The organism is Halomonas mongoliensis (assembly GCF_052496345.1).
Genome location: NZ_CP199288.1, coordinates 2,638,064 through 2,657,258 on the forward strand (window position 1 = coordinate 2,638,064; position 19,195 = coordinate 2,657,258).

Genomic DNA, 19,195 nt, shown 5'->3' on the forward strand with positions numbered 1-19,195 from the left:
GACCCTGAGGGAAACTTAGACAATATCCAGCGGCGTCTTGCGGTCGGGGGCGGGGAAGGCGGCGTCGAGGCGCTCCAGGGCCTCGTCGGTCAGGGCGATCTCGAGAACCCTGGCGTTCTGCTCCACGTGCTCGAGGCCGGTGGCCTTGGGGATGGCGATGACGTCCCGGCGGCGCTCGCCCTGCGGGTCGGCGACGGGGCGGATCGCCCAGGCCAGCAGCAGCTGGGTGGGGGTGATGCCGAGGCCGGAGGCGACCTCCAGCAGTTCCGGGTGGGTGAGCAGCTCCCGGCGCAGCTGCCCCCCCTGAGCCAGGGGGCAGTAGGCCATGGTGGGAATGCCGCGGGCACGCTGCCAGGGCAGCAGCGCGTGCTCGATGCCCCGGGAGCCCAGGTGGTAGAGCACCTGGTTGACCGCGCAGGCCTCGCCGCCGGGCAGGGCGTGGAGGTTGGCCATCTCGTCCACGTCGAAGTTGGAGACGCCGAAGCGGCGGATCTTGCCCGCCTCGCGCAGCCGCTCGAAGGCCTCCAGGGTCTCCTCCAGCGGGATCTCGCCGGGCCAGTGCAGCAGGTAGAGGTCCAGGTAGTCGGTGCCCAGGCGTTCGAGGCTCGCCTCGCAGGCGGCGATGGCCGCGTCGCGCCCGGCGTTCCAGGGGTAGACCTTGGAGACCAGGAAGGCCTCGTGCCGCCGGCCCAGCAGGGCGCGGCCGACCACCTCCTCGGCGCCACCGTCGGCGTACATCTCGGCGGTATCGATCAGGGCGAGCCCCAGGCTCAGGCCGTGCTGCAGGGCGCGCACCTCGTCGCTCCGCGGCGCCAGCCCCTCGCCCATGTACCAGGTGCCCTGGCCGATGGCGGGCAGCGCCAGGGCGGGCGCGTGGGGGGTGGCGGGAAGCGTGACGCTGGGTGGCGGAGGCAGTGGCATGGGGGCTCCTCGAAGGTGCAAGGGGGGCTTTTCTGCCACAATAGCAGCTTGTTTCCGCCGCCGTGAGAGCCCGCCATGCCTGCCGCCAACGCTGCCTCCCCGGCCCTGGCCGCCACCCGTGCCTGGGTCGAGACCTTCGTGGTCGCCCGCAATGTCTGTCCCTTCGCCGGCCGCGAGGTGGCCCGTGACAGCATCCGCTACGTGGAGGTGGGCGCCGACGACTGGGAGCGCGCCCTGCACGCCCTGGCCGCCGAATGCGAGCATCTGGATGCTCATCCCGAGGTCGAGACCACGCTGCTGGTGCTGAGCGAGGGCCTCGAAGCCTTCGACGACTACCTGGACTTCCTGGGCCTGGCCGAGGCGCTGCTGGAGGCCCAGGGCTATGCGGGGACCTACCAGCTGGCGAGCTTCCATCCGGACTACTGCTTCGAGGGGGCCGGTGAGGAGGACGCGGCCAACTATACCAACCGCTCGCCCTGGCCGCTGCTGCACCTGCTGCGCGAGGCGGGCCTCGAGCGGGCGCTTGAGCACTACCCGGATCCCGAGGGGATCCCCGAGCGCAACGTGGCGGCCATGCGAGCGCTGGGCGAGCCGGCGCTTGCCGAGGCCCTGGCGAGGCTGCGTGACGGTTCGGCGTGATGCCGACTACACTCCCTTGGCGAGACAAGCCAAGCGTCGAACGCGACGAAACAAGATCAAAGGAGTCACCGTCCTCATGACCATCAAGCGAACCGGAAGCGCCGTCTGGCAGGGCAGCCTGCAGCAGGGCCAGGGCAAGACCTCCACCGCCAGCGGGGTGCTCAGCGACACCCCCTACAACTTCGGGCAGCGCTTCGAGGAGGCGCCGGGCACCAACCCCGAGGAGCTGATCGCCGCCGCCCACGCCAGCTGCTTCTCCATGGCGCTGTCGATGATCATGGGGGAGGCGGGGCTTGAGCCCGAGCGCATCGCCACCGAAGCGGCGGTCACCCTTGAGAAGGACGACAGCGGCTTCAGCATTACCGCCGTGCATCTCACCACCCGAGTGAAGAGCCCCGGTGCCGACGAGGCGGCCTTCCAGGAGGCGGCGGAGAAGGCCAAGGGGGGCTGCCCTGTCTCCCGGGTGCTCAACGCCGAGATCACCCTGGACGCCAGCCTCGAGGGGTAGCGTTCGGGCGAACTCGCTGGTCCGACGGCCACCTTCGGGCGGCCGTCGCCACGGCGGCCGTCGCCACGGCGGCCGTCGTCACGGCGGCCGTCGTCACGGCGGCCGTCGGCGTCAGGCCTCCTGGCGCTGGCGGGCGGCCTTGACCAGGGCGCGAATCAGGCGCTGCTGGGGGCGGTTGAAGATCAGCCACTCCGGGTGCCACTGCACGCCGATCAGGAAGTCGTGATCCCGGGACTCGATGCCCTGCACCAGCCCTTCCCGATCCCGGGCGACGATCTCGATCCCTTCGCCGGTCTTCTGCACCGCCTGATGGTGCAGGCTGTTGATCCGGCACCAGCTCACCCCGAGGATACGGTGGAGCCGGCTGGCGCCGACGATATCCACAGTCTTGCGCGGCAGCACGGTGCGCCGTCGCTTGAGCCCCTCATGGGTGGTGTAGATGTCCGGGTCCAGGGTGCCGCCGCGATAGACGTTGATCAGCTGGGCGCCGCGGCAGATGCCGAGCACCGGTACCCGGCGGGGAATGAAGGTCTCGAGCAGCTCCAGCTCCAGCTCGTCGCGCTGGGGGTCCACCCGCACGTCCAGCTGTACCTCGGCGTCGTAGAGGTGGGCCTGGATATCGTCACCGCCGCCGATGATCAGCCCGTCGAGCCGCTTGGGCAGCGGCCGGGAGGGGGAGAGGCGCAGCGGGCGACCGCCGTGGCGCCACACCGCGAACCAGTCGAAGAGCCAGGCGATCTGGCTCTTGTCGTCGGAGGTGGTGATACCGATCAGGGGGCGCGGTTCGCTCACGATGCCCCCGCCCAGCCGCGCATGCGCAGCCATAGCCGGGCCAGCGGCGAGCGGGTGTGCTTGGCCACGTAGCCCGCGCTGCGCTGCTGCAGCAGCTCCTTGTCGGCGGCCAGCTTCTCTACCTCCAGCCAGCGGTTCCACTCCACCACCGAGCCCCAGCCGGGCTCCGAGAGCCGCGCATCGGGCAGCCGGTAGTGGAAGGTGGGGCGCGGCTTGACCAGCCGGTTGCGGAAGAGCTCGTGGGGGTAGCCCGGACGCAGGTGGGCGAACAGCGGTGTCATGTCGAGCTCGCGGTTGCGGGTCGGGTTGTCCGCCAGGTAGTCGCCGATCAGAGTGTCGAGGTCCGGCGCATAGCGGGGGTCGAGCACCTTGAGGGCGTAGGGCCTGGGGAAGGGGTTGGCGTGGGGCAGCACCTCCCGGGTGATGTCCACGTCGATCTGCTCGCGCAGCCACTCGGCGGTGAGCATATAGGCGCGCAGGTGGTCCAGCACGCTCGCCACCTCGAGGCTCGGCACCTCGGGGTTGAGGTGCAGGCCGAAGCCGTAGAGCAGGCTGGCATCGGTGCCTTTGGCGCCGTGCTGGCGCAGGGCGTCGAAGAGGGCGTCGAGCTCGTCGAGCTCGTCCCAGGGCACCGGCGGACAGACGATCTCCGTGGGCACGAGCCCGGTGACCACGTCGCCGATCAGCTCCCGGGTGCGGGTATGGAAGTCCAGGCGCATCTGGTGGCGCTGGCGCTCCCACTCGGTGTCGTCCCTGGGCCGCGCATCGAGCACTTCGGCGTCGGGGTGGGCATACTGGGTATCGAGCTCGATCACGAACTCGCCCCAGCGGGTCTCGGCCACCCTGAGCCGGTGGGGGCTGACGGTGACGATCTCGCCGCCGAACAGGTCGCGGACCAGCTCGGCGGTGTCCCGCGGCGGCAGGCCGGCGAACTCGATCTCGACCCCGACGCGGCGAATCTTGCCAGCGGAGTTGTGGGGTTCGGGTGGCGGGAGAGGCGTCATGGCGGCATCCTGTGCGTGACCGATGGGCTCGCGTCGAGCCTAACATATTGTTGCTGCTGCGCATCGCTACCGATACGGAGAGAAGATGTCCCCACCACTGCGCCGATGCCTGTTCCTCTGCCTGCCGTGGCTGCTGCTGCTCCTGCTGGCGCTGCCCGCCCAGGCCCAGCAGCTGGGCCTGCCCGGGCTCGCGGGCGGTGGCGAGGAAGCCGTCGAGCATGATCCCCGGGCCTTCCAGGCATCCCTGGACGAGGTCATCGCCACCCTCGAGGACGCCGAGCGGCGCGGCCAGCTGCTGGAGAGCCTGCGCGACCTGCAGGTGGCCCACGGCGAGGCGGCGGAGGAGGCCGCCCTGGCACCGCGCCAGGGGCTGCTCGGCGCCCTGGCCGAGACCCTGAGCGACCTGGGGGAGCAGGCCGAGTCGGGGCACTCTCCAGTGGACCAGTGGCATGACCAGCTCGATCAGGGCTGGCGGGACTTCAGCGGCCTGGTGAGCGCCACCGAGAACGCCGACCTGGTGCGCTTCACGGTGGAGGGCGCCGTGCTGCTGGGCATCTGGGCCGGCCTGCTGGTGATCTTCATCGCCCTTGGGCGGCTGCTGGCCCGCCGCCGGGGCTGGCCCTTGGACCTGCCTCGGGACCCGCGGGCCTGGCTGCTCACCGTGCACTTCCTGCGCCGCATGCTGCCCTGGGCCCTGGCCTTCGCCCTGATACTGGGGATCGCCCAGCTGATTCCCGAAAGCTCGGGGCGCACCATGGCCCTGGTGGTGGCCTATATCGCCCTGTGCGGGCGCACCCTCTCGGTGGTGGTGGAGACCTTCATCTCGGTCTTCACTCGGGGGCATCGCTTCGTGGCGGTGCAGCTGATCCAGACCCATGGCCTGCGCCCGCTCTTCGTCATCGGGGCGCTGATCGCCCTGGGCGACGCCTTCAACTCCGGGCGCCTCAGCGACCTGATCGGGGAGGAGCTGGCCGGGCTGCTCTCGGTGCTGGCCAACATGCTGGCGGCGCTGCTCAGCGTGCGCTTCATCCTGCGCTTCAAGCGCCCCATTCAGCACATCATCCGCAATCGCCCCTGGCGCGAGCGCCGGGAGAGCAGCGGCGGCGCCGGCGTGGTCAGCGTGGTCGGCAGCCTCTGGCACGTGCCGGCGCTGCTGCTGGTGGGCGGCTCCCTGGTGGCGATCTTCGTCACCGGCGGCGACGTGGGCACGGCGCTGGCCCGCTCGATCATCTCGGCGGCGCTGCTGGTGCTGGCGCTGGTCATCACCGGCCTGCTGCGCCGCCACGGCGAGCGGCGCGGCAAGCGCAACAAGCGCCGGCGCATCAGCCAGTATCGCCAGCGCCTGGAGCGCTTCGGCTACGTGCTGGCCCATGCGGCGACCTGGCTGGCCTTCGCCGAGGCCTCCACCCAGGTGTGGGGCGGCTCCCTGCTCGGCATCGGCCAGCAGGGGGTGGCCAGTGCGCGCATCGGTCAGGCGCTTCTGGCCATCGGCTTCACCGTGCTGCTGGCCTGGCTGGCGTGGATCTTCGCCGATACCGCCATCCAGCGCGCCCTGACCAGCTCCGCCCGCTCCCGGGGGAGGCGGGTCAACCAGGCCCGGGCCCAGACCATCACCCCGATGATCCGCAACGTCATCTTCACCACCATCGTGATCATCGCCGCCATCGTCGGACTGGCCAACCTGGGGGTGAACGTCACCCCGCTGCTGGCCGGTGCCGGTGTGATCGGCCTGGCCATCGGCTTCGGCGCCCAGACCCTGGTGCAGGACCTGATCACCGGCATCTTCATCCTCATCGAGGACTCCCTGGCGGTGGATGACTTCGTGCTGATCAATGGCCATATGGGCACGGTGGAGGGGCTGACCCTGCGCACCGTGCGGCTGCGCGACCTGGATGGCGTGGTGCACATCATCACCTTCAGTCGCATCGAGTCGATCCACAACATGTCGCGGCAGTTCGGCATCGCCCTGATGCGTATTCGCATCCCCCATGAGATGAAGATCGACGACGCCATCACCCTGATGCAGGAGACCGCCCAGGCCCTGCGCCAGGACCCCATGATGCGCCACCATATCTGGTCGCCCCTGGAGATGCAGGGCATCCAGGCCTTCGAGGAGGGCTGCCCGGTGCTGCGCATGCGCTTTCGCACCGCGCCGGAGATGCAGTGGGACGTGGCCCGTGCCTTCAACCTGCTGCTCAAGCAGCGCATGGAGGAGCTGGGTCTCGACCTGGCCATGCCGCGTCTCAACGTCAGCATGCAGGGCCTCGGTGGCGGTCGCCTGGATGGCAGCGGCGACCACGCCGATTCCCAGGCCGACTCTCATGCCGACTACCGCGATGCGGCGGGTCGCACGCCGGGCCAGGCCGGTGCGGCCGACCCGGCGGGTGATACCAATGCCCGCGGCGCCTCGCCGGACCCCGGCCAATGATCAGCGTTCGTCGCCAGGACAGCTTTCACCTGCGCATCACCCGGGTGCTGCAGGAGGAGACCTCGCACAAGCTGGACCTCTTCCTCTTCGTGCCCGGAGAGCTGGGGCTCGGGCCCAATGTCCTCTCCGAAGAGGACTTCTACCATGCGGCGATCCACGTCAAGCGCACCTACTTCAGCGATCGCTACCGGCTGCCGCTGGTGCTCAGCCGTCTGGCCAAGCGGGGGCAGCTGGCCCAGGAGCACTACCGCCTGAGCATGAGCCTCTACGCCTACCAGTACGTGGTGGCCCTGGAGGGCTCCACCCAGCCGCTGCTGGAGGCGGCTCGCGAGGCCCGCCGGGCGGAGAAGGCGAAGGAGAAGGGCGGCGGAGAGGAGGGCGATGAGGCCCTCAAGGCGCAGCTCGAGGAGCACGCGGAGCTTGCCGTGGGCATCCTCAAGCGGCTGCGGCGCCAGGAGCCCGAGGAGGAGAGCCTCAATCGCTACTACATCACCATCGACAACTACCTCTCCTGGTTCACCGAGCAGCGCCTGCTGGCGCTGGTGGCCAACCTGCCCCGGGGGCCGCGCTTCCGGGAGATCCGCGAGCGCCTGATCGCGATCTGCCGGGACGAGGGCGCCTACCGGGAGGCCCAGGAGTACAACTCCGAGCGGGTGACCCGGGACCCGACCCGGATGTCCAACAAGATGCGTCTGCTGCGCCGGCTGATCGAGTACCCGGTGACCCTCAAGCAGAAGACTCAGGAGCTCGGCGGCGGCGAGCAGAAGGCGGTCAAGGCCCTGGCCACGGCGGTGGTGATGGTGTTCGTCTCGCTGGGGCTCTTGCGGGTGCGCGATACGCTGTCGGACATCACCGTGCTCTTCGTGCTGGCCATGGCGGGCCTCTACGCCCTGCGTGAGGTGTTCAAGGACGACCTGCGCAACACCCTCTGGCGTCTGCTGCGCCGGGGACGACCCAAGTGGCGCCGCCAGTACCTGGACCCGACTCGCAGCGTGCCGGTGGGCCGCCAGCTGGAGTGGTGCGACTACACCCGCTTTCCCAAGCTCGACGAAGAGATCAAGCGGGTGCGCAAGCGCAGCGTGGCCCAGCGCGAGGAGGTGGTGCTCCACTACCGCTCCAGCTCGCGCATGTCGCCGACCCGCTTCCTGAGCGGCTATGACCGTACCCGGGAGACCCTGACCCTGGACCTCTCTCCGCTGGCGCGCCTGATGGACAAGGGCAGCCATCGGGTCTACCGGCTGGAGGAGGGGCAGGTGGTGCGCGAGGAGGTGGAGAAGCGCCACCTGATCAACCTGGTGATCCGCGAGGTCCAGGGCGACCGGCCGGCGACCCTGCAGCGCTGGAAGGTGGTAATGAGCCGCTCACGCATCGTCGATGTGGAGGAGGTGCACGCCGAGGGGCCCGGGCATGAGGGCTGAGGCTTTGGGCGGCGCCTGCAGGGTTGACGCAGCGTTCGGCAGTACCGCCCTGGATCAATGCACCGGGGCCGGCTCCTTGCTATCTTGGAAGGGTACTCAATTCCCTGGTGGAGAACGCCCGATGCAAGCAGCAGATGTCATGACTCAGAACGTCATTACCGTGTCGCCCGACAGCGAGGTGCGCGAGATCGCCAGCCTGCTGCTGGAGCACGGTATCAGTGCGGTGCCGGTGGTGAACGAGAGCGGCAAGGTGCTCGGCATCGTCAGCGAGGGTGACCTGATGCGTCGGGTGGAGAACGATACCCTGGGTCGCAAGTCCTGGTGGCTCAAGTTGTTCGCCGGCCACGATGCCGCCGACTACGTCAAGTCCCACGGCCGCCGTGCCCAGGAGATCATGACCCCGGACCCGCTGACCATCGGCGAGGACATGCCGCTCCACAAGATCTCGCGGCTGCTCGAGAAGCATCACATCAAGCGGGTGCCGGTGGTGAAGGAGGGCAAGCTGGTGGGCATCGTCAGCCGCTCCAACCTGCTGCGCGGCTTCTCCGTGGCGGCCACCGAGGCACAGGTGACCCGAGACGATCGCGAGATCCGCGAGGCGATCCTCAAGGAGGTGGACGACAACACCGGGGTGCTGGTGGATCGTCTCAACGTCATGGTCTCGGAGGGCAAGGTGCAGCTCTGGGGACTGGTGGAGAACCAGCAGGAGAAGATGGCGGTGCAGGTGGCCGCCGAGAATACCCCCGGCGTGAAGGCGGTCGACAACAATCTGGGCTTCGTGCCCCGGGGCGTGGGCAGCCTGTAACGGCCAGAGGCGCCTGGTGGACAGGTAAAGCGCAAGCGGGGCGGCCATGGGCCGCCCCGCTTGCGTCAGGTGCCTGCCGAGGCAGAGCGCGCTGCCGGCTCACGCCTCGCTGGGAGAGACCGACTCCACCCGGGCAACCCTCTCCAGGGCCCCGCGCAGGTGGGCCAGGCTGCGCTCGCGGTCGTGGAGCTTCTCCAGGCCGAACAGGCCGATGCGGAAGGTCTGGAACTCGTCGCCTTCGTCGCACATCAGCGGCACGCCGCCGGCCACCTGCAGGCCCGCCTCGGCGAACTTGCCGACGATGCCGGCGTCCCGGGTGTAGCTGACCACCACGCCGGGCGCGGTGAAGCCCGGGGCCGCCACGCTGCGGTAGCCGAACTCCTCGAGCAGCGCACGCACGCCGTCGCCCAGGGCCTGCTGCTCGTCACGCACCTTCTCCAGGCCGTAGGCCTCGATCTCGTTCATGACGTCGCGCAGCCTGACCAGGCCATCGGTGGGCAGGGTGGCGTGATAGGCGTGCCCGCCGCCCTCGTAGGCCTCCATGATCGAGAGCCATTTCTTCAGGTCGCAGGCGAAGCTCGTGCTGGTGGTCTCGTCGATGGCCTCCCGAGCCTGGCGGGAGAGCATCACCATGGCGCAGCAGGGCGAGGCGCTCCAGCCCTTCTGGGGGGCGCTGACCAGGACGTCGACGCCGAGGTCCTGCATATCGACCCAGATGGCGCCGGAGGCGATGCAGTCCAGCACCAGCAGGCCCCCCTCCTGATGGATGGCGTCGGCCACCTGGCGGATATAGTCATCGGGCAGGATGATGCCGGCGGCGGTCTCCACGTGGGGCATGAAGACGATATCCGGCTGCTGGTCGCGGATCGCCTCGATCACCTCCTCGATGGGTGCGGGAGAGAAGGGCGAGGTGGCATCCTGCTCGTCCAGGCGGCGTGCCTTGAGCACGTTGATATCGGCCGGGATGCGGCCCATCTCGAGGATCTGGCTCCAGCGATAGCTGAACCAGCCGTTGCGGATCACCAGGCAGCGGCGCTCCTTGGCAAACTGGCGGGCCACCGCCTCCATGCCGAAGGTGCCGCTGCCGGGCACGATCACCGCGCTGTGGGCGTGATAGACCCGCTTGAGGTGGCCGGAGATATCGCGCATCACCTCCTGGAAGCGGGCGGACATGTGGTTCAGGGCGCGGTCGGTATAGACCACCGAATATTCCAGCAGCCCATCGGGGTCAACGTCGGGAAGCAAGCCTGGCATGTGAATCTCCGTGATCGGGCAGAGGGGCTTCGCTAAGGCAAAGGGCCATGGCCTGAGGATATGCCCATTCGCCAGCCGGAGCCAGCCGCCCCGGGCCCGCGCCCGGAGCAGGGTGGGCTCAGTCGTTCTGGGCCGCCTGGATGGCGGTGAGGGCGATGGTGTAGACGATATCGTCGACCAGGGCGCCACGGGAGAGGTCGTTCACCGGCTTGTTGAGACCTTGCAGCATGGGGCCGACGCTGACCACCCGGGCACTGCGCTGCACCGCCTTGTAGGTGGTGTTGCCGGTGTTGAGGTCGGGGAAGACGAACACCGTGGCGCGACCGGCCACCGGGGAGTCCGGCGCCTTCTGGCGGCCCACGCTCTCGATGGCGGCGGCGTCATACTGCAGCGGGCCGTCGATCGAGAGCTCCGGGGCCCGCTCCCGGGCCAGGCGGGTGGCCTGGCGCACCTTCTCCACATCGGCGCCGGAGCCGGATTCGCCGGTGGAATAGCTGATCATCGCCACCCGAGGCTCGATGCCGAAGGCCTGGGCGGAGCGGGCGCTCTGCAGGGCGATCTCGGCCAGGGTCTCGGCGTCTGGGTCGGGGTTCACCGCGCAGTCACCGTAGACCACCACCTGCTCGGGCAGCAGCATGAAGAAGATCGAGGAGACCTGGCGGTAGCCCGGGGCGGTCTTGATCAGCTGGAAGGCCGGCCGCACCGTATTGGCGGTGGTGTGGATGGCGCCGGAGACCAGGCCATCCACCTCGTCGAGGGCCAGCATCATGGTGCCGAGCACCACGTTGTCGTGGAGCTGGGCCTCGGCGGTGAGCTCGTTGAGCCTGCCGGCCCGGCGTTCCACCATGGGGGCAACGTAGCGCTCGCGGATGCTGTCCGGGTCGATGATCTCGAGCCCCTCGGGCAGCTCGATGCCGCGGTTGCGCGCTACCTCCTGAATCTCCTCGGGCTTGCCCAGCAGCACGCAGCGGGCGATGCCGCGGCGCTGGCAGATCGCCGCGGCCTCCACGGTGCGCGGCTCGCTGCCCTCGGGCAGCACGACCCGCCGGTCGGCCTGCTGGGCCAGCTTGACCAGCTGGTGGCGGAAGGCGGAGGGGGAGAGGCGCCGGGTATAGCCCCGGCTCAGGTGGTCCTTGAGCCACTGCAGGTCGATATGGGCAGCGACGAAGTTGGCCACCTTCTCGGCTCGCTCGAGGTCGTCGATGGGGATGTCGTTGCCCATCTGACCGAGGTTCCTGGCGGTGGTGAAGCTGTCGGTGTCGACGCTGATCACCGGCAGGCCGGTCTTCAGCGCGGGGCGACACATCTCGATCATGTTGTCGCCGGGGATGAAGCCGTTGGTGAGCAGGACGCCTGCCAGGGGCACGCCGTTCATGGTGGCCAGCGCCGAGGCCAGCACCACGTCGTCGCGATCCCCGGAGGCGACCACCAGCCCGCCGGGCTTGAAGATGTGCAGGGCGTTGGAGGCGCTGCGGGCGCAGAGGCTGGTGGAGAGCACCCGCCGCTCGGGCTCGCCCTCGTTGAGCACGGTGGCGTTCAGGGCGCGGGCCACGTCCAGCACCCGAGGGGCGGAGAGGGCCGGGGCCCAGGGCACCATGCCGATCAGGTGGAAGCGCTCGGTGGCGAGCGCCGGGGAGTGGCGGCGCAGCTCGGCGAGCAGGGTCTCCTCCAGGTGGGGCGCTGCGGTGCCGGGGGCCAGGGCGCTGGCGTCTTCGCCGCCGGGCAGGTTGTGCATCCGCATTAGGATACAGCCAAGGGTGCGGGCCGAACCGACCCCGCCGAAGGCGCGGGCGTGCATGTCGAGCTGCTCGGCCAGGGTCTGGGGTTCGGCCAGATCGCCACTGCCCACCAGGATGATCCTGGCATTCAGCGCGTGGGCCAGCTGGGCGTTGACCTGGGCGGCGTAGCCGGCGTGACGGGTCGGCACCAGCCCCTCCATCACCAGCAGCTCGGGGGCGTCATCGGCGAAGGCCTCCAGGGCGGTCTCCTGCAGCGCCACCACCTGCTCCATCAGGACGTCGAGGCGGTCCTGGCGCAGCAGCCGCTCCATCTCGGCCTGGGGAATCGGCGTTGGCGGGCGTAGTCCCAGGGTGCTGTTGACCAGGGCGCAGGAGCGGTCCGGCCCCGGGCCGTTGAGCTCGTCCTGACGCAGCGGCTTGAGGAAGCCGGCCTTGAGGCCGATGGTGTCCAGCGCCTGGATGAGGCCCAGGCAGGCCGAGGTGAGGCCGGCGCCCTCGCTGGTGGGAACCAGCAGGATGGCCTGGGGGGCGGGGCGGGCAGGGCGCGGTGTCATCGAGGGGTTTCTCCCAGCAGTTGGCGGGTTTCGTCGGCGATACGGCCCTCCTCGTCGGTGGGGATTACCCAGAGGGCGGGCCGGTTTGGCGTCAGGGTATCGATGCGGCCCTCGCGGCCGCGAATCGTCTCGCGGTTGGCCGTGGGGTCCAGGGCGAGGCCGAAGTGGGGCAGCAGGGCCACCACCTTCTCCCGCACCGCGGGCGAGTTCTCGCCGATGCCCCCGGTAAAGAGGATGCCGTCCAGGCGGGGCAGGGCGCAGGAGAGGGCGGCCAGGGACTTGGCGATGCGGTAGCAGAATACCTCCACGGCGAGCGCCGCGCCGGCATGGCCCGCGTCGGCGGCGGCCTCCAGCTCGCGCATGTCGTTGGTCAGCCCCGAGAGGCCCAGCAGGCCGCTCTCCCGGTTGAGTACGCGGTCGATCTTCTCGAGCTCCCAGCCCAGCTGCCGGGCCAGGTGGGCGTGCAGGCCGGGGTCGACGTCGCCGCTGCGGGTGCCCATGACGAGGCCTTCCAGCGGGGTGAGGCCCATGCTGGTGTCGAGGCTCCGGCCCTCCCAGACCGCGGCGGTGGAGCAGCCGTTGCCCAGGTGGGCGGTGAGCCAGCCGCCGGGGTGACCGGCCAGGGCGTCGGCCCGGGCGCTGACATAGGCGTGACTGGTGCCGTGGAAGCCGTAGCGGCGGATGCCGTGGTCGCGGTAGAGCGCCTCGGGCAGGGCGTAGCGGTAGGCCCGCGGCGGCAGGCTCTGGTGGAAGGCGGTGTCGAAGACCGCCACCTGGGGCAGCTCGGGAAAGAGTGCCCGGGTGGCCGCGATGCCCTGCAGATTGGCCGGGTTGTGCAGCGGCGCGAGCGCGCTGGTCGCCTCGATGGCGGCGACGACGTCGTCATCGAGGCGGGCGGCCCGGGTGAAGTGCTCCCCGCCGTGGACGACCCGGTGTCCCACGGCCCCGGGGCGGCGCCCCTCCAGTCCCTCCAGGATCGCCGTCAGGGCCTGGACATGGTCGGCCCTGCCCAGGGGGCGGGTGAAGGATTCGCCCCGGGCATCGGTCCCCTTGAGGCGGGCGTCGTCGCTGCCCAGCCGCTCGGCCAGACCGGTCAGGCGCGGCTGGTCGGCCGCTGCCGGTACCAGAGCGTATTTGATGGAGGAGGAACCGCAGTTGATCACCAGGACCGGGTCGTTCATCGACGCTCCTTGACGTTTTGGTTTGGACTTTAGTCTAACATGTCGCCTGGGTAGGTAGTCTGTTAACGGCTTGACCCGCATCATGTCATGAGACGCAACCGCATTTCCTTCCCGTCACACTCTGCACGGAAACCGTGACATGTCGAGTCCCCCTGCCGCTTCGGCAGCGCCTGCCGCCTTTCCCCGGCCGCTGGCCCTGGCCCTGATGTGCGCCCTGGCCACCCTGTTCGCCGCCAACCATGTGGCGGCCCGGGTTGCCTTCGACGACGGCGCGGGGCTCCTGCTGGCGATCCTGCTGCGCTCCGGGGTCGCCGCCCTGGCGTTGGCGGCGCTGGTGGTGCTCCAGCGCAAGTCGTGGCGGCTGCCCGCCGGTAGCGGTCGCTGGCAGCTGGCGGTGGGGCTGCTGGTGGCGGTGCAGAGCCTCTGCCTCTACTCGGCGGTGGCGCGCATTCCCGTGGTGGTGGCGCTACTGCTGATGAACACCATGCCGATCCAGCTGGCGCTGCTCTCCTGGGCGCTGGGCGGGCCGCGGCCCAGCGGCCGGGCGGCGCTGATCATGGGGGTGATCCTGGTGGGGCTGGTGGTGGTGCTGGACGTGCCCGCCTGGCTCGGCGATCCCGCGGCCATGGGGCCGGGCTGGCTCGCCGGGGTGGCCTTCGGCCTGGCCGCCGCTGCCGCCTTCGCGGTGGCGCTCTGGATCACCGAGCACCGCCTGGGCGAGGTGGGCAGCACCCTGCGCAGCCTGCTCACCATGCTCACCGTGCTGGTGGCCATGGTCGTCGCCGGGGGACTCGGGCTGGTGCCGGGCGGCATGGCGCTGCCCCAGTCGCCGCCCGGCTGGATGGGCCTTGGGCTCCTGGCGCTCCTCTATGCGGTGGCCTTCTCCACACTTTTCATCACGGTGCCCAGGCTCGACATGGCCCGCAATGCTCCGGCCATGAACATGGAGCCGGTGGCCGCCCTGGTGCTGGGCTACCTGGTGCTCGGTCAGGCGCTTACCCCGGTGCAGCTGCTGGGCGGCGGTATCGTGCTGGCGGGGATCGTGGCGCTGGGACTCTCGAAGCGGGCCTAGCGAGGCGGCATCGCCCGCCAGCGTCGCCCACCGGCGACTCGCCTTGGCGCGCATTTGCACATTTCTGACCTTGAGTCTGGCGTGTCGGGCTACCACACTGAGGCGTGTTGTGGAACAGTGTTCTTTAATCAGGAGGTTGCCATGAAACGCCTTACCCTTGCGGCCGCAACCGCTGCCCTCTTTGCTGCCGGCGCGGCTACCAGCGCCCAGGCCCAGCAGGCCTTCTACCCCCAGCCCTACATCGGCGGCGACGCCATGTTCTGGGACCTCAACCCCGATGGGCCCGCCTCCAGCCGCGATAGCGTCGGCCTGCGCCTCAACGGCGGCATGCAGCTCAACGAGTACTTCGCCGTGGAGGGCCACCTGGGTGGCGGCGGCTCCGATGGCCCCGTCGAGCTCGACTACCTGATCGGCGCCTATGCCAAGGGTATCCTGCCGGTGGCCCCGGAGTTCCGCCTCTATGGCCTGGCCGGCTTCACCGAGGTGGACTTCGATATCGACCGCGAAAGCGGCTTCTCCTACGGCGCCGGCGCCGAGTTCGATGTGGCGCCCCAGCTGTCGATTGGTGCGGACTATATGCGCTACCTGGACAAGTCTGACTACACCTTCGATGCGGCAAGCGTGGGTCTTCGCTACCGCTTCTGATCGGCAGCCAGCGCCTTCCGCTCTGGTTCGACCAGAGCATCCTGCACCCCGAGGCCCTGCGTCTCGGGGTGCACTTTTTTGGTGCGTTGCGTTGCCCCTGCGTGGTGCAGGTGAGGCCCGCCGGTGCGCGTTATCCGCTTATTGCGACGCTTGGCACGCCCTGTGCAAGGTCCTGGGAGAGAGACCTGACCTGTCTGCCCCGGGAGCTGCCATGATCGATTCACCTGGAACCCCATCTGGAAAGGCGCCGGATGCCGGCCTCGACGCCTTTACCCCGCGCCTGTTGTTCACCGACCTGGATGGCTCGCTGCTCGACCACCACAGCTACGACTGGGGCCCGGCGCGCCCCTGGCTGGCCCAGCTCAAGCAGCTCGGCGTGCCGGTCATTCCGGTGACCAGCAAGACCCGCAGCGAGATCGTGCCCCTGCGCCAGGCCCTGGGCCTGGCCGACACCCCCTTCATCGCCGAGAACGGCGCCGTGGTGGGGCTGCCGCTGGCCTGGTGCCATGCCCGCATCGACCGTCCCGGCCCCGATGGCCTGGCTATCCGCACCCTGGGGGTGGACATCGGCTTCGTGCGCAAGCGCCTGGCGGTGTGGCGCGAGCGGCTCGGCGTGCGCTTCACCACCATGAGCGAGATGTCTCTGGACGAGCTGGTCGACTACACCGGCCTTCCCGAGCCCGAGGCGCGCCTGGCGCGGATGCGCGAGGGCAGCGAGCCGCTGGTCTGGGAGGACGACGAGTCGCGGCTCGAGGGCTTTCGCGAGGGACTCGCCGGCGACGGCCTGCAGCTGGTGCGGGGCGGGCGCTTCTGGCACGCCACCGGCACCGTGCACAAGGGGAGCGCGGTGAGCTGGCTGATCGAGCGCTTCGAGGCGCTGCGCGGCCGGCGGCCGCTGACCCTGGCGCTGGGGGATGGCCCCAACGATATTCCCATGCTCGAGGCGGTGGACCAGGCGGTGGTGATCCGCGGCTGCCACGGCCTTGACGTGTCGCCGCGGCAGCCGTCGCTCTATCGCAGCGAAGCGACCGGCCCCGCCGGCTGGGCCGAGGGGGTGGCCCACTGGTGGGGGCGAGCCGACCGCCGGGTGATTCCGGCGGTGCTACGTGAAGCGACCCCGGCGTCGCTGGAGGAGAGCCTGCCATGAGCGACTTCCATCAGAACGGCATCATCACCGACTTCCACAACCTGACGCGGCGCCCGGTGGCGGCCCTTGAAGCCGAGCTTGTCGAGTTCGGCCGCCGCCGGCCCATGAGCCTGATTCTGCCTTCGCTCTACTCGGAGCTTGAGGGGCCCGCGCTTGAGCATATCGTCGAGACCCTGGCCGGGGTGCCCTACCTGGACGAGATCGTGATCGGGCTGGACCGGGCCGATCGCGAGCAGTTCCTGCACGCCCGCAAGTTCTTCGCCCGCCTGCCCCAGCGCCACCGCATCCTCTGGAACGATGGCCCGCGACTGCGCGCCCTGGATGCGGAGCTGGCCGAGCAGGGGCTCTCGCCCCAGGAGCCCGGCAAGGGGCGCAACGTCTGGTTCTGCGCCGGCTATGTGCAGGCCTCCGGGCGCGGCGCCGTGGTCGGGCTTCACGACTGCGACATCCTCACCTATGACCGGGGCCTGCTGGCGCGGCTCTTCTACCCGGTGGCCCACCCCCACTTCAACTACGAGTTCTGCAAGGGCTACTACCCGCGCATCGCCGAGGGCAAGCTCAACGGGCGGGTGTCGCGGCTGATGGTGACGCCGCTGCTGCGAGCGCTCAAGCAGATGCACGGGCCGCTGCCCTACCTGGAGTACCTGGACAGCTACCGCTACCCGCTCTCCGGAGAGTTCGCCATGCGCGCCGAGGTGCTCGACGGCATCCGTATCCCGGCGGACTGGGGCCTGGAGATCGGCGTGCTCTCCGAGGTGCACCGCAACCACTCCACCAAGCGGCTCTGCCAGGTGGACCTGGCCGACTGCTACGACCACAAGCACCAGCCGGTTTCGGAGGAGGATGCCTCGGGCGGGCTCAACCGCATGAGCCTGGATATCGCCAAGGCGCTCTACCGCAAGCTGGCCACCCAGGGGGTGACCTTCAGCGCCGAAGGGTTCCGCACCCTCAAGGCCACCTACTACCGCCTGGCCCTGGACCTGATCGAGGCCTACCACCACGACGCCGTGATGAACGGCCTCGCCCTGGACCGCCACGCCGAGGAGCGCGCCGTGGAGCTCTTCGCTGCCAACCTGCTGGAGGCGGGCAGCGTCTTTCTCGACAACCCCGGCGAGCGTCCCTTCATTCCCAGCTGGAACCGGGTTCGCTCGGCGATCCCGGACCTGCTCGATCGCCTCCACGACGCCGTGGAGGCGGATAACGACCCTCGCGGGGAGCCGTAAGCCACGACTCACGACTCACGCACCAGCCACAGGGTGCGGTAGGGGGCGAGGCTCTCCACCGGCGCCCAGGGCTCGTTTTCCAGCAGATTGAACCACTCCCCCTCGGCCAGCGCCGCCACTTCCAGTGGCTGGCGCTGGTCGCTGACGTTGTGGATCGCCAGCAGGCGGCGGCCATCGTTCAGCGGGCCGCGCTCCACCACCAGCAGCCCCGGCGGGGCGGGGTGCACCCGCTGGGGGGCGTCGGGATGGAAGCAGGGCTCCGCCCGGCGCACGGCCAGGCGCCGCTTGAGGGCCAGGAAGACGTCTCGGGTCGGGGTGTGGCGGCTGTCGAGCAGCTCATCGAGCTCGTTCAGGCGCCAGCGGCGGCGATTGATGGAGCGCAGCCGGCCGCTGCGCTCCACGCCTTCCAGGTCGTTGGGGGTGGCGATCAGGCAGTGCAGGTAGAGCGCCGGAATGCCCCGCAGGGCCAGCATCAGGTGCTGGCTGCAGAGGAAGCGCTCCACCTGCCAGGGGTCGGGGCCGCGCCGGGTGCCCCGCATGGCGTCGAACCAGGTGATGTTGATCTCGTAGGGAATGTCCGTGCCGTCGGCGCGCCTTCGCATGCTGACGAAGCCGCCGAAGCGGTGCATCAGCTCCAGCAGCGCCTCGATCTCGTGGGGGGGCAGCCAGCCCTCCAGGGGGCGCACGCCGATGCCGTCGTGGCTGGCGGTGAAGTTGAGGTAGCTGCACCCCGGCGGTAGCTCGGGCAGGCTCTCGAGCCAGTCGGCCAGCAGGGTGGCATCGCCGGCGGTGAGGGTGTGCAGCAGCAGCGGCGGCAGCGAGAACTGGTAGACCAGGTGCGCCTCGTCGGGCTCCCCACCTTCTGCAAGACGTTCCAGACCAAAGTAGCTGAGGTTCTCGTGGTGGGGCACGTTGGTCTCGGTGAGCAGCAGGGTACCCGGCGCCACATGGTCCACCACGGCGCGCAGCAGGCGCACCACCTCGTGGGTCTGGGGCAGGTGGATGCAGGGGGTGCCTATCTCCTTCCAGAGGTAGGCGATGGCGTCGAGGCGGACGATGCGGGCGCCCTGGCTGAGGTAGAAGAGCAGGATGCCGATGAACTCCAGCAGCACGTCCGGATTGGCGAAGTTCAGGTCGATCTGGTCCTCGGAGAAGGTGGCCCAGAGGTGGCGGGTGCCGCGGCGGGTAGGCACCGGCACCAGCAGCGGCGAGCTGCGCGGGCGGACTACCGCCGAGAGGTCGGTCTCCGGGTCCATCTCGATGAAGTAATCGCGCCCCGGCTGGCTGCCGGTCAGGTAGTCGACGAACCAGAGCGACTCCCGCGAGACATGGTTGAGCACCAGGTCCACCGCCAGGTCGCGCCCCTTGGCCAGGGCGCGGATCTGCTCCCAGTCGCCCAGCGCCGGGTCCACCTCCCGGTAGTGAATCACCGAGAAGCCGTCGTCGCTGCTCCAGGGGAAGAAGGGCAGCAGGTGCACGCCGCTGAAGGTATCGGGCAGGCGCTCATCGAGGAAGTCCCCCAGCACCTCGAGGGGTGGGCGGTCGCCGTCGAGGAGGCTGTCGCCGTAGCCGATCAGCCACTGGTCCCGCTCGCTCCACAGCGGTGCGGGGGATTCACCCCGGGAGGGCGCCGGCGAGGGCGGTGCCTGATGGCCCAGCAGGGTGAGCAGGCGGCGCAGCACCTCCTCGGCGCGTTCGCCATACAGCAGGTCAAGGTGCGCCTGGGCGCGGCGGCGAAAGCCATCGGCGTCCAGCAGCGTGGCGAGTGAGGGGGTGAAGATGGGGGAGACGGTGGGGCGGTCGGGCATGGCGGGGCGCTCCGGGGGCTGGCGTTACCCCCTTTCATGCAGGGGGCGTGCCAGCCC

16 protein-coding genes are annotated in these 19,195 nt (G+C 69.8%); 9 read left to right on the forward strand and 7 right to left on the reverse strand.

What is annotated here, in order from left to right; genetic code table 11:
- Window positions 1–15: 15 nt before the first annotated feature.
- The gene (locus ACRYRV_RS12385; protein ID WP_444984956.1) at window positions 16–921 is read right to left on the reverse strand and encodes an aldo/keto reductase; all 906 of its coding nucleotides are present in this window, start codon (window positions 919–921) and stop codon (window positions 16–18) included.
- Window positions 922–996: 75 nt separating this feature from the next.
- On the opposite strand from ACRYRV_RS12385, the gene ACRYRV_RS12390 reads away from it, so the two are divergent.
- Together ACRYRV_RS12390 and ACRYRV_RS12395 are read left to right on the forward strand one after the other, a co-directional pair.
- Window positions 997–1,560 carry a DUF1415 domain-containing protein gene (locus tag ACRYRV_RS12390; protein WP_444984955.1) on the forward strand — a complete coding sequence of 188 codons (564 nt, stop codon included), beginning with the start codon at window positions 997–999 and terminating at the stop codon, window positions 1,558–1,560.
- Window positions 1,561–1,636: 76 nt separating this feature from the next.
- Complete coding sequence (locus ACRYRV_RS12395) at window positions 1,637–2,068, forward strand: OsmC family protein (RefSeq protein ID WP_444984954.1); 432 nt, start codon at window positions 1,637–1,639, stop codon at window positions 2,066–2,068.
- A 111-nt stretch (window positions 2,069–2,179) separates the two neighbouring features.
- Here ACRYRV_RS12395 and ACRYRV_RS12400 read toward each other — a convergent pair whose 3' ends face one another.
- Both ACRYRV_RS12400 and ACRYRV_RS12405 read right to left on the reverse strand, forming a co-directional pair.
- Window positions 2,180–2,860, reverse strand: a complete 681-nt coding sequence (locus ACRYRV_RS12400; RefSeq protein WP_309635448.1) for a gamma-glutamyl-gamma-aminobutyrate hydrolase family protein — start codon at window positions 2,858–2,860, stop codon at window positions 2,180–2,182.
- Window positions 2,857–3,864 carry an amidoligase family protein gene (locus ACRYRV_RS12405; RefSeq protein ID WP_253444410.1) on the reverse strand — a complete coding sequence of 336 codons (1,008 nt, stop codon included), beginning with the start codon at window positions 3,862–3,864 and terminating at the stop codon, window positions 2,857–2,859. The genes ACRYRV_RS12400 and ACRYRV_RS12405 overlap by 4 nt, the downstream gene beginning before the upstream one ends.
- Before the next feature lie 85 nt (window positions 3,865–3,949).
- Here ACRYRV_RS12405 and ACRYRV_RS12410 point away from each other — a divergent pair, with 85 nt between their 5' ends.
- The 3 genes from ACRYRV_RS12410 (at window position 3,950) to ACRYRV_RS12420 (ending at window position 8,515) form a co-directional block, all read left to right on the forward strand.
- Window positions 3,950–6,292, forward strand: coding sequence for a mechanosensitive ion channel family protein (locus ACRYRV_RS12410; RefSeq protein WP_309635449.1), 2,343 nt, complete (start codon window positions 3,950–3,952; stop codon window positions 6,290–6,292).
- Complete coding sequence (locus tag ACRYRV_RS12415) at window positions 6,289–7,710, forward strand: hypothetical protein (RefSeq protein WP_253444404.1); 1,422 nt, start codon at window positions 6,289–6,291, stop codon at window positions 7,708–7,710. The genes ACRYRV_RS12410 and ACRYRV_RS12415 overlap by 4 nt, the downstream gene beginning before the upstream one ends.
- Window positions 7,711–7,831: 121 nt before the next feature.
- A complete protein-coding gene (locus ACRYRV_RS12420; RefSeq protein ID WP_253444402.1) occupies window positions 7,832–8,515 on the forward strand; it encodes a CBS domain-containing protein in 684 nt (227 codons plus the stop codon).
- 99 nt (window positions 8,516–8,614) lie between these two features.
- Here the strand turns inward: ACRYRV_RS12420 and ACRYRV_RS12425 are convergent, their stop codons facing one another.
- The 3 genes from ACRYRV_RS12425 to ACRYRV_RS12435 form a co-directional block, all read right to left on the reverse strand.
- A complete protein-coding gene (locus tag ACRYRV_RS12425) occupies window positions 8,615–9,769 on the reverse strand; it encodes an aminotransferase class V-fold PLP-dependent enzyme (protein ID WP_444984953.1) in 1,155 nt (384 codons plus the stop codon).
- 118 nt (window positions 9,770–9,887) lie between these two features.
- Window positions 9,888–12,062: a phosphate acetyltransferase gene (gene pta, locus ACRYRV_RS12430; RefSeq protein WP_444984952.1), complete on the reverse strand. Its 2,175-nt coding sequence runs from the start codon at window positions 12,060–12,062 to the stop codon at window positions 9,888–9,890.
- A complete protein-coding gene (locus ACRYRV_RS12435; RefSeq protein ID WP_444984951.1) occupies window positions 12,059–13,243 on the reverse strand; it encodes an acetate/propionate family kinase in 1,185 nt (394 codons plus the stop codon). Before ACRYRV_RS12435 ends, pta begins: the two co-directional genes overlap by 4 nt.
- 139 nt (window positions 13,244–13,382) lie before the next feature.
- Here ACRYRV_RS12435 and ACRYRV_RS12440 point away from each other — a divergent pair, with 139 nt between their 5' ends.
- The 4 genes from ACRYRV_RS12440 to ACRYRV_RS12455 all read left to right on the forward strand — a co-directional run bounded on the left by ACRYRV_RS12440 (window position 13,383) and on the right by ACRYRV_RS12455 (window position 17,330).
- Window positions 13,383–14,315, forward strand: a complete 933-nt coding sequence (locus ACRYRV_RS12440; protein ID WP_444984950.1) for an EamA family transporter — start codon at window positions 13,383–13,385, stop codon at window positions 14,313–14,315.
- A gap of 141 nt (window positions 14,316–14,456) precedes the next feature.
- On the forward strand, window positions 14,457–14,960 hold the full coding sequence (locus tag ACRYRV_RS12445) for a porin family protein (RefSeq protein WP_444984949.1): 504 nt from the start codon (window positions 14,457–14,459) through the stop codon (window positions 14,958–14,960).
- 211 nt (window positions 14,961–15,171) lie between these two features.
- Window positions 15,172–16,107 (forward strand): HAD-IIB family hydrolase, encoded by a 936-nt coding sequence (locus tag ACRYRV_RS12450; RefSeq protein WP_309635455.1) that lies wholly within the window; start codon window positions 15,172–15,174, stop codon window positions 16,105–16,107.
- Complete coding sequence (locus tag ACRYRV_RS12455; RefSeq protein ID WP_444984948.1) at window positions 16,104–17,330, forward strand: glycosyl transferase; 1,227 nt, start codon at window positions 16,104–16,106, stop codon at window positions 17,328–17,330. The genes ACRYRV_RS12450 and ACRYRV_RS12455 overlap by 4 nt, the downstream gene beginning before the upstream one ends.
- A gap of 8 nt (window positions 17,331–17,338) precedes the next feature.
- On the opposite strand, the gene ACRYRV_RS12460 is transcribed toward ACRYRV_RS12455, so the two are convergent.
- On the reverse strand, window positions 17,339–19,138 hold the full coding sequence (locus ACRYRV_RS12460) for a sugar phosphorylase (protein WP_444984947.1): 1,800 nt from the start codon (window positions 19,136–19,138) through the stop codon (window positions 17,339–17,341).
- Window positions 19,139–19,195: the final 57 nt, after the last annotated feature.

What these genes read in the sequence shown, in the direction of transcription:
- ACRYRV_RS12450 (WP_309635455.1), top strand. Translation starts at nt 15,172, where the DNA reads ATGATCGATTCACCTGGAACCCCATCTGGAAAGGCGCCGGATGCCGGC.
- ACRYRV_RS12435 (WP_444984951.1), bottom strand. Translation starts at nt 13,243, where the DNA reads ATGAACGACCCGGTCCTGGTGATCAACTGCGGTTCCTCCTCCATCAAA.
- ACRYRV_RS12440 (WP_444984950.1), top strand. Translation starts at nt 13,383, where the DNA reads ATGTCGAGTCCCCCTGCCGCTTCGGCAGCGCCTGCCGCCTTTCCCCGG.
- ACRYRV_RS12410 (WP_309635449.1), top strand. Translation starts at nt 3,950, where the DNA reads ATGTCCCCACCACTGCGCCGATGCCTGTTCCTCTGCCTGCCGTGGCTG.
- ACRYRV_RS12420 (WP_253444402.1), top strand. Translation starts at nt 7,832, where the DNA reads ATGCAAGCAGCAGATGTCATGACTCAGAACGTCATTACCGTGTCGCCC.
- pta (WP_444984952.1), bottom strand. Translation starts at nt 12,062, where the DNA reads ATGACACCGCGCCCTGCCCGCCCCGCCCCCCAGGCCATCCTGCTGGTT.
- ACRYRV_RS12405 (WP_253444410.1), bottom strand. Translation starts at nt 3,864, where the DNA reads ATGACGCCTCTCCCGCCACCCGAACCCCACAACTCCGCTGGCAAGATT.
- ACRYRV_RS12395 (WP_444984954.1), top strand. Translation starts at nt 1,637, where the DNA reads ATGACCATCAAGCGAACCGGAAGCGCCGTCTGGCAGGGCAGCCTGCAG.
- ACRYRV_RS12425 (WP_444984953.1), bottom strand. Translation starts at nt 9,769, where the DNA reads ATGCCAGGCTTGCTTCCCGACGTTGACCCCGATGGGCTGCTGGAATAT.
- ACRYRV_RS12390 (WP_444984955.1), top strand. Translation starts at nt 997, where the DNA reads ATGCCTGCCGCCAACGCTGCCTCCCCGGCCCTGGCCGCCACCCGTGCC.
- ACRYRV_RS12460 (WP_444984947.1), bottom strand. Translation starts at nt 19,138, where the DNA reads ATGCCCGACCGCCCCACCGTCTCCCCCATCTTCACCCCCTCACTCGCC.
- ACRYRV_RS12455 (WP_444984948.1), top strand. Translation starts at nt 16,104, where the DNA reads ATGAGCGACTTCCATCAGAACGGCATCATCACCGACTTCCACAACCTG.
- ACRYRV_RS12415 (WP_253444404.1), top strand. Translation starts at nt 6,289, where the DNA reads ATGATCAGCGTTCGTCGCCAGGACAGCTTTCACCTGCGCATCACCCGG.
- ACRYRV_RS12445 (WP_444984949.1), top strand. Translation starts at nt 14,457, where the DNA reads ATGAAACGCCTTACCCTTGCGGCCGCAACCGCTGCCCTCTTTGCTGCC.
- ACRYRV_RS12385 (WP_444984956.1), bottom strand. Translation starts at nt 921, where the DNA reads ATGCCACTGCCTCCGCCACCCAGCGTCACGCTTCCCGCCACCCCCCAC.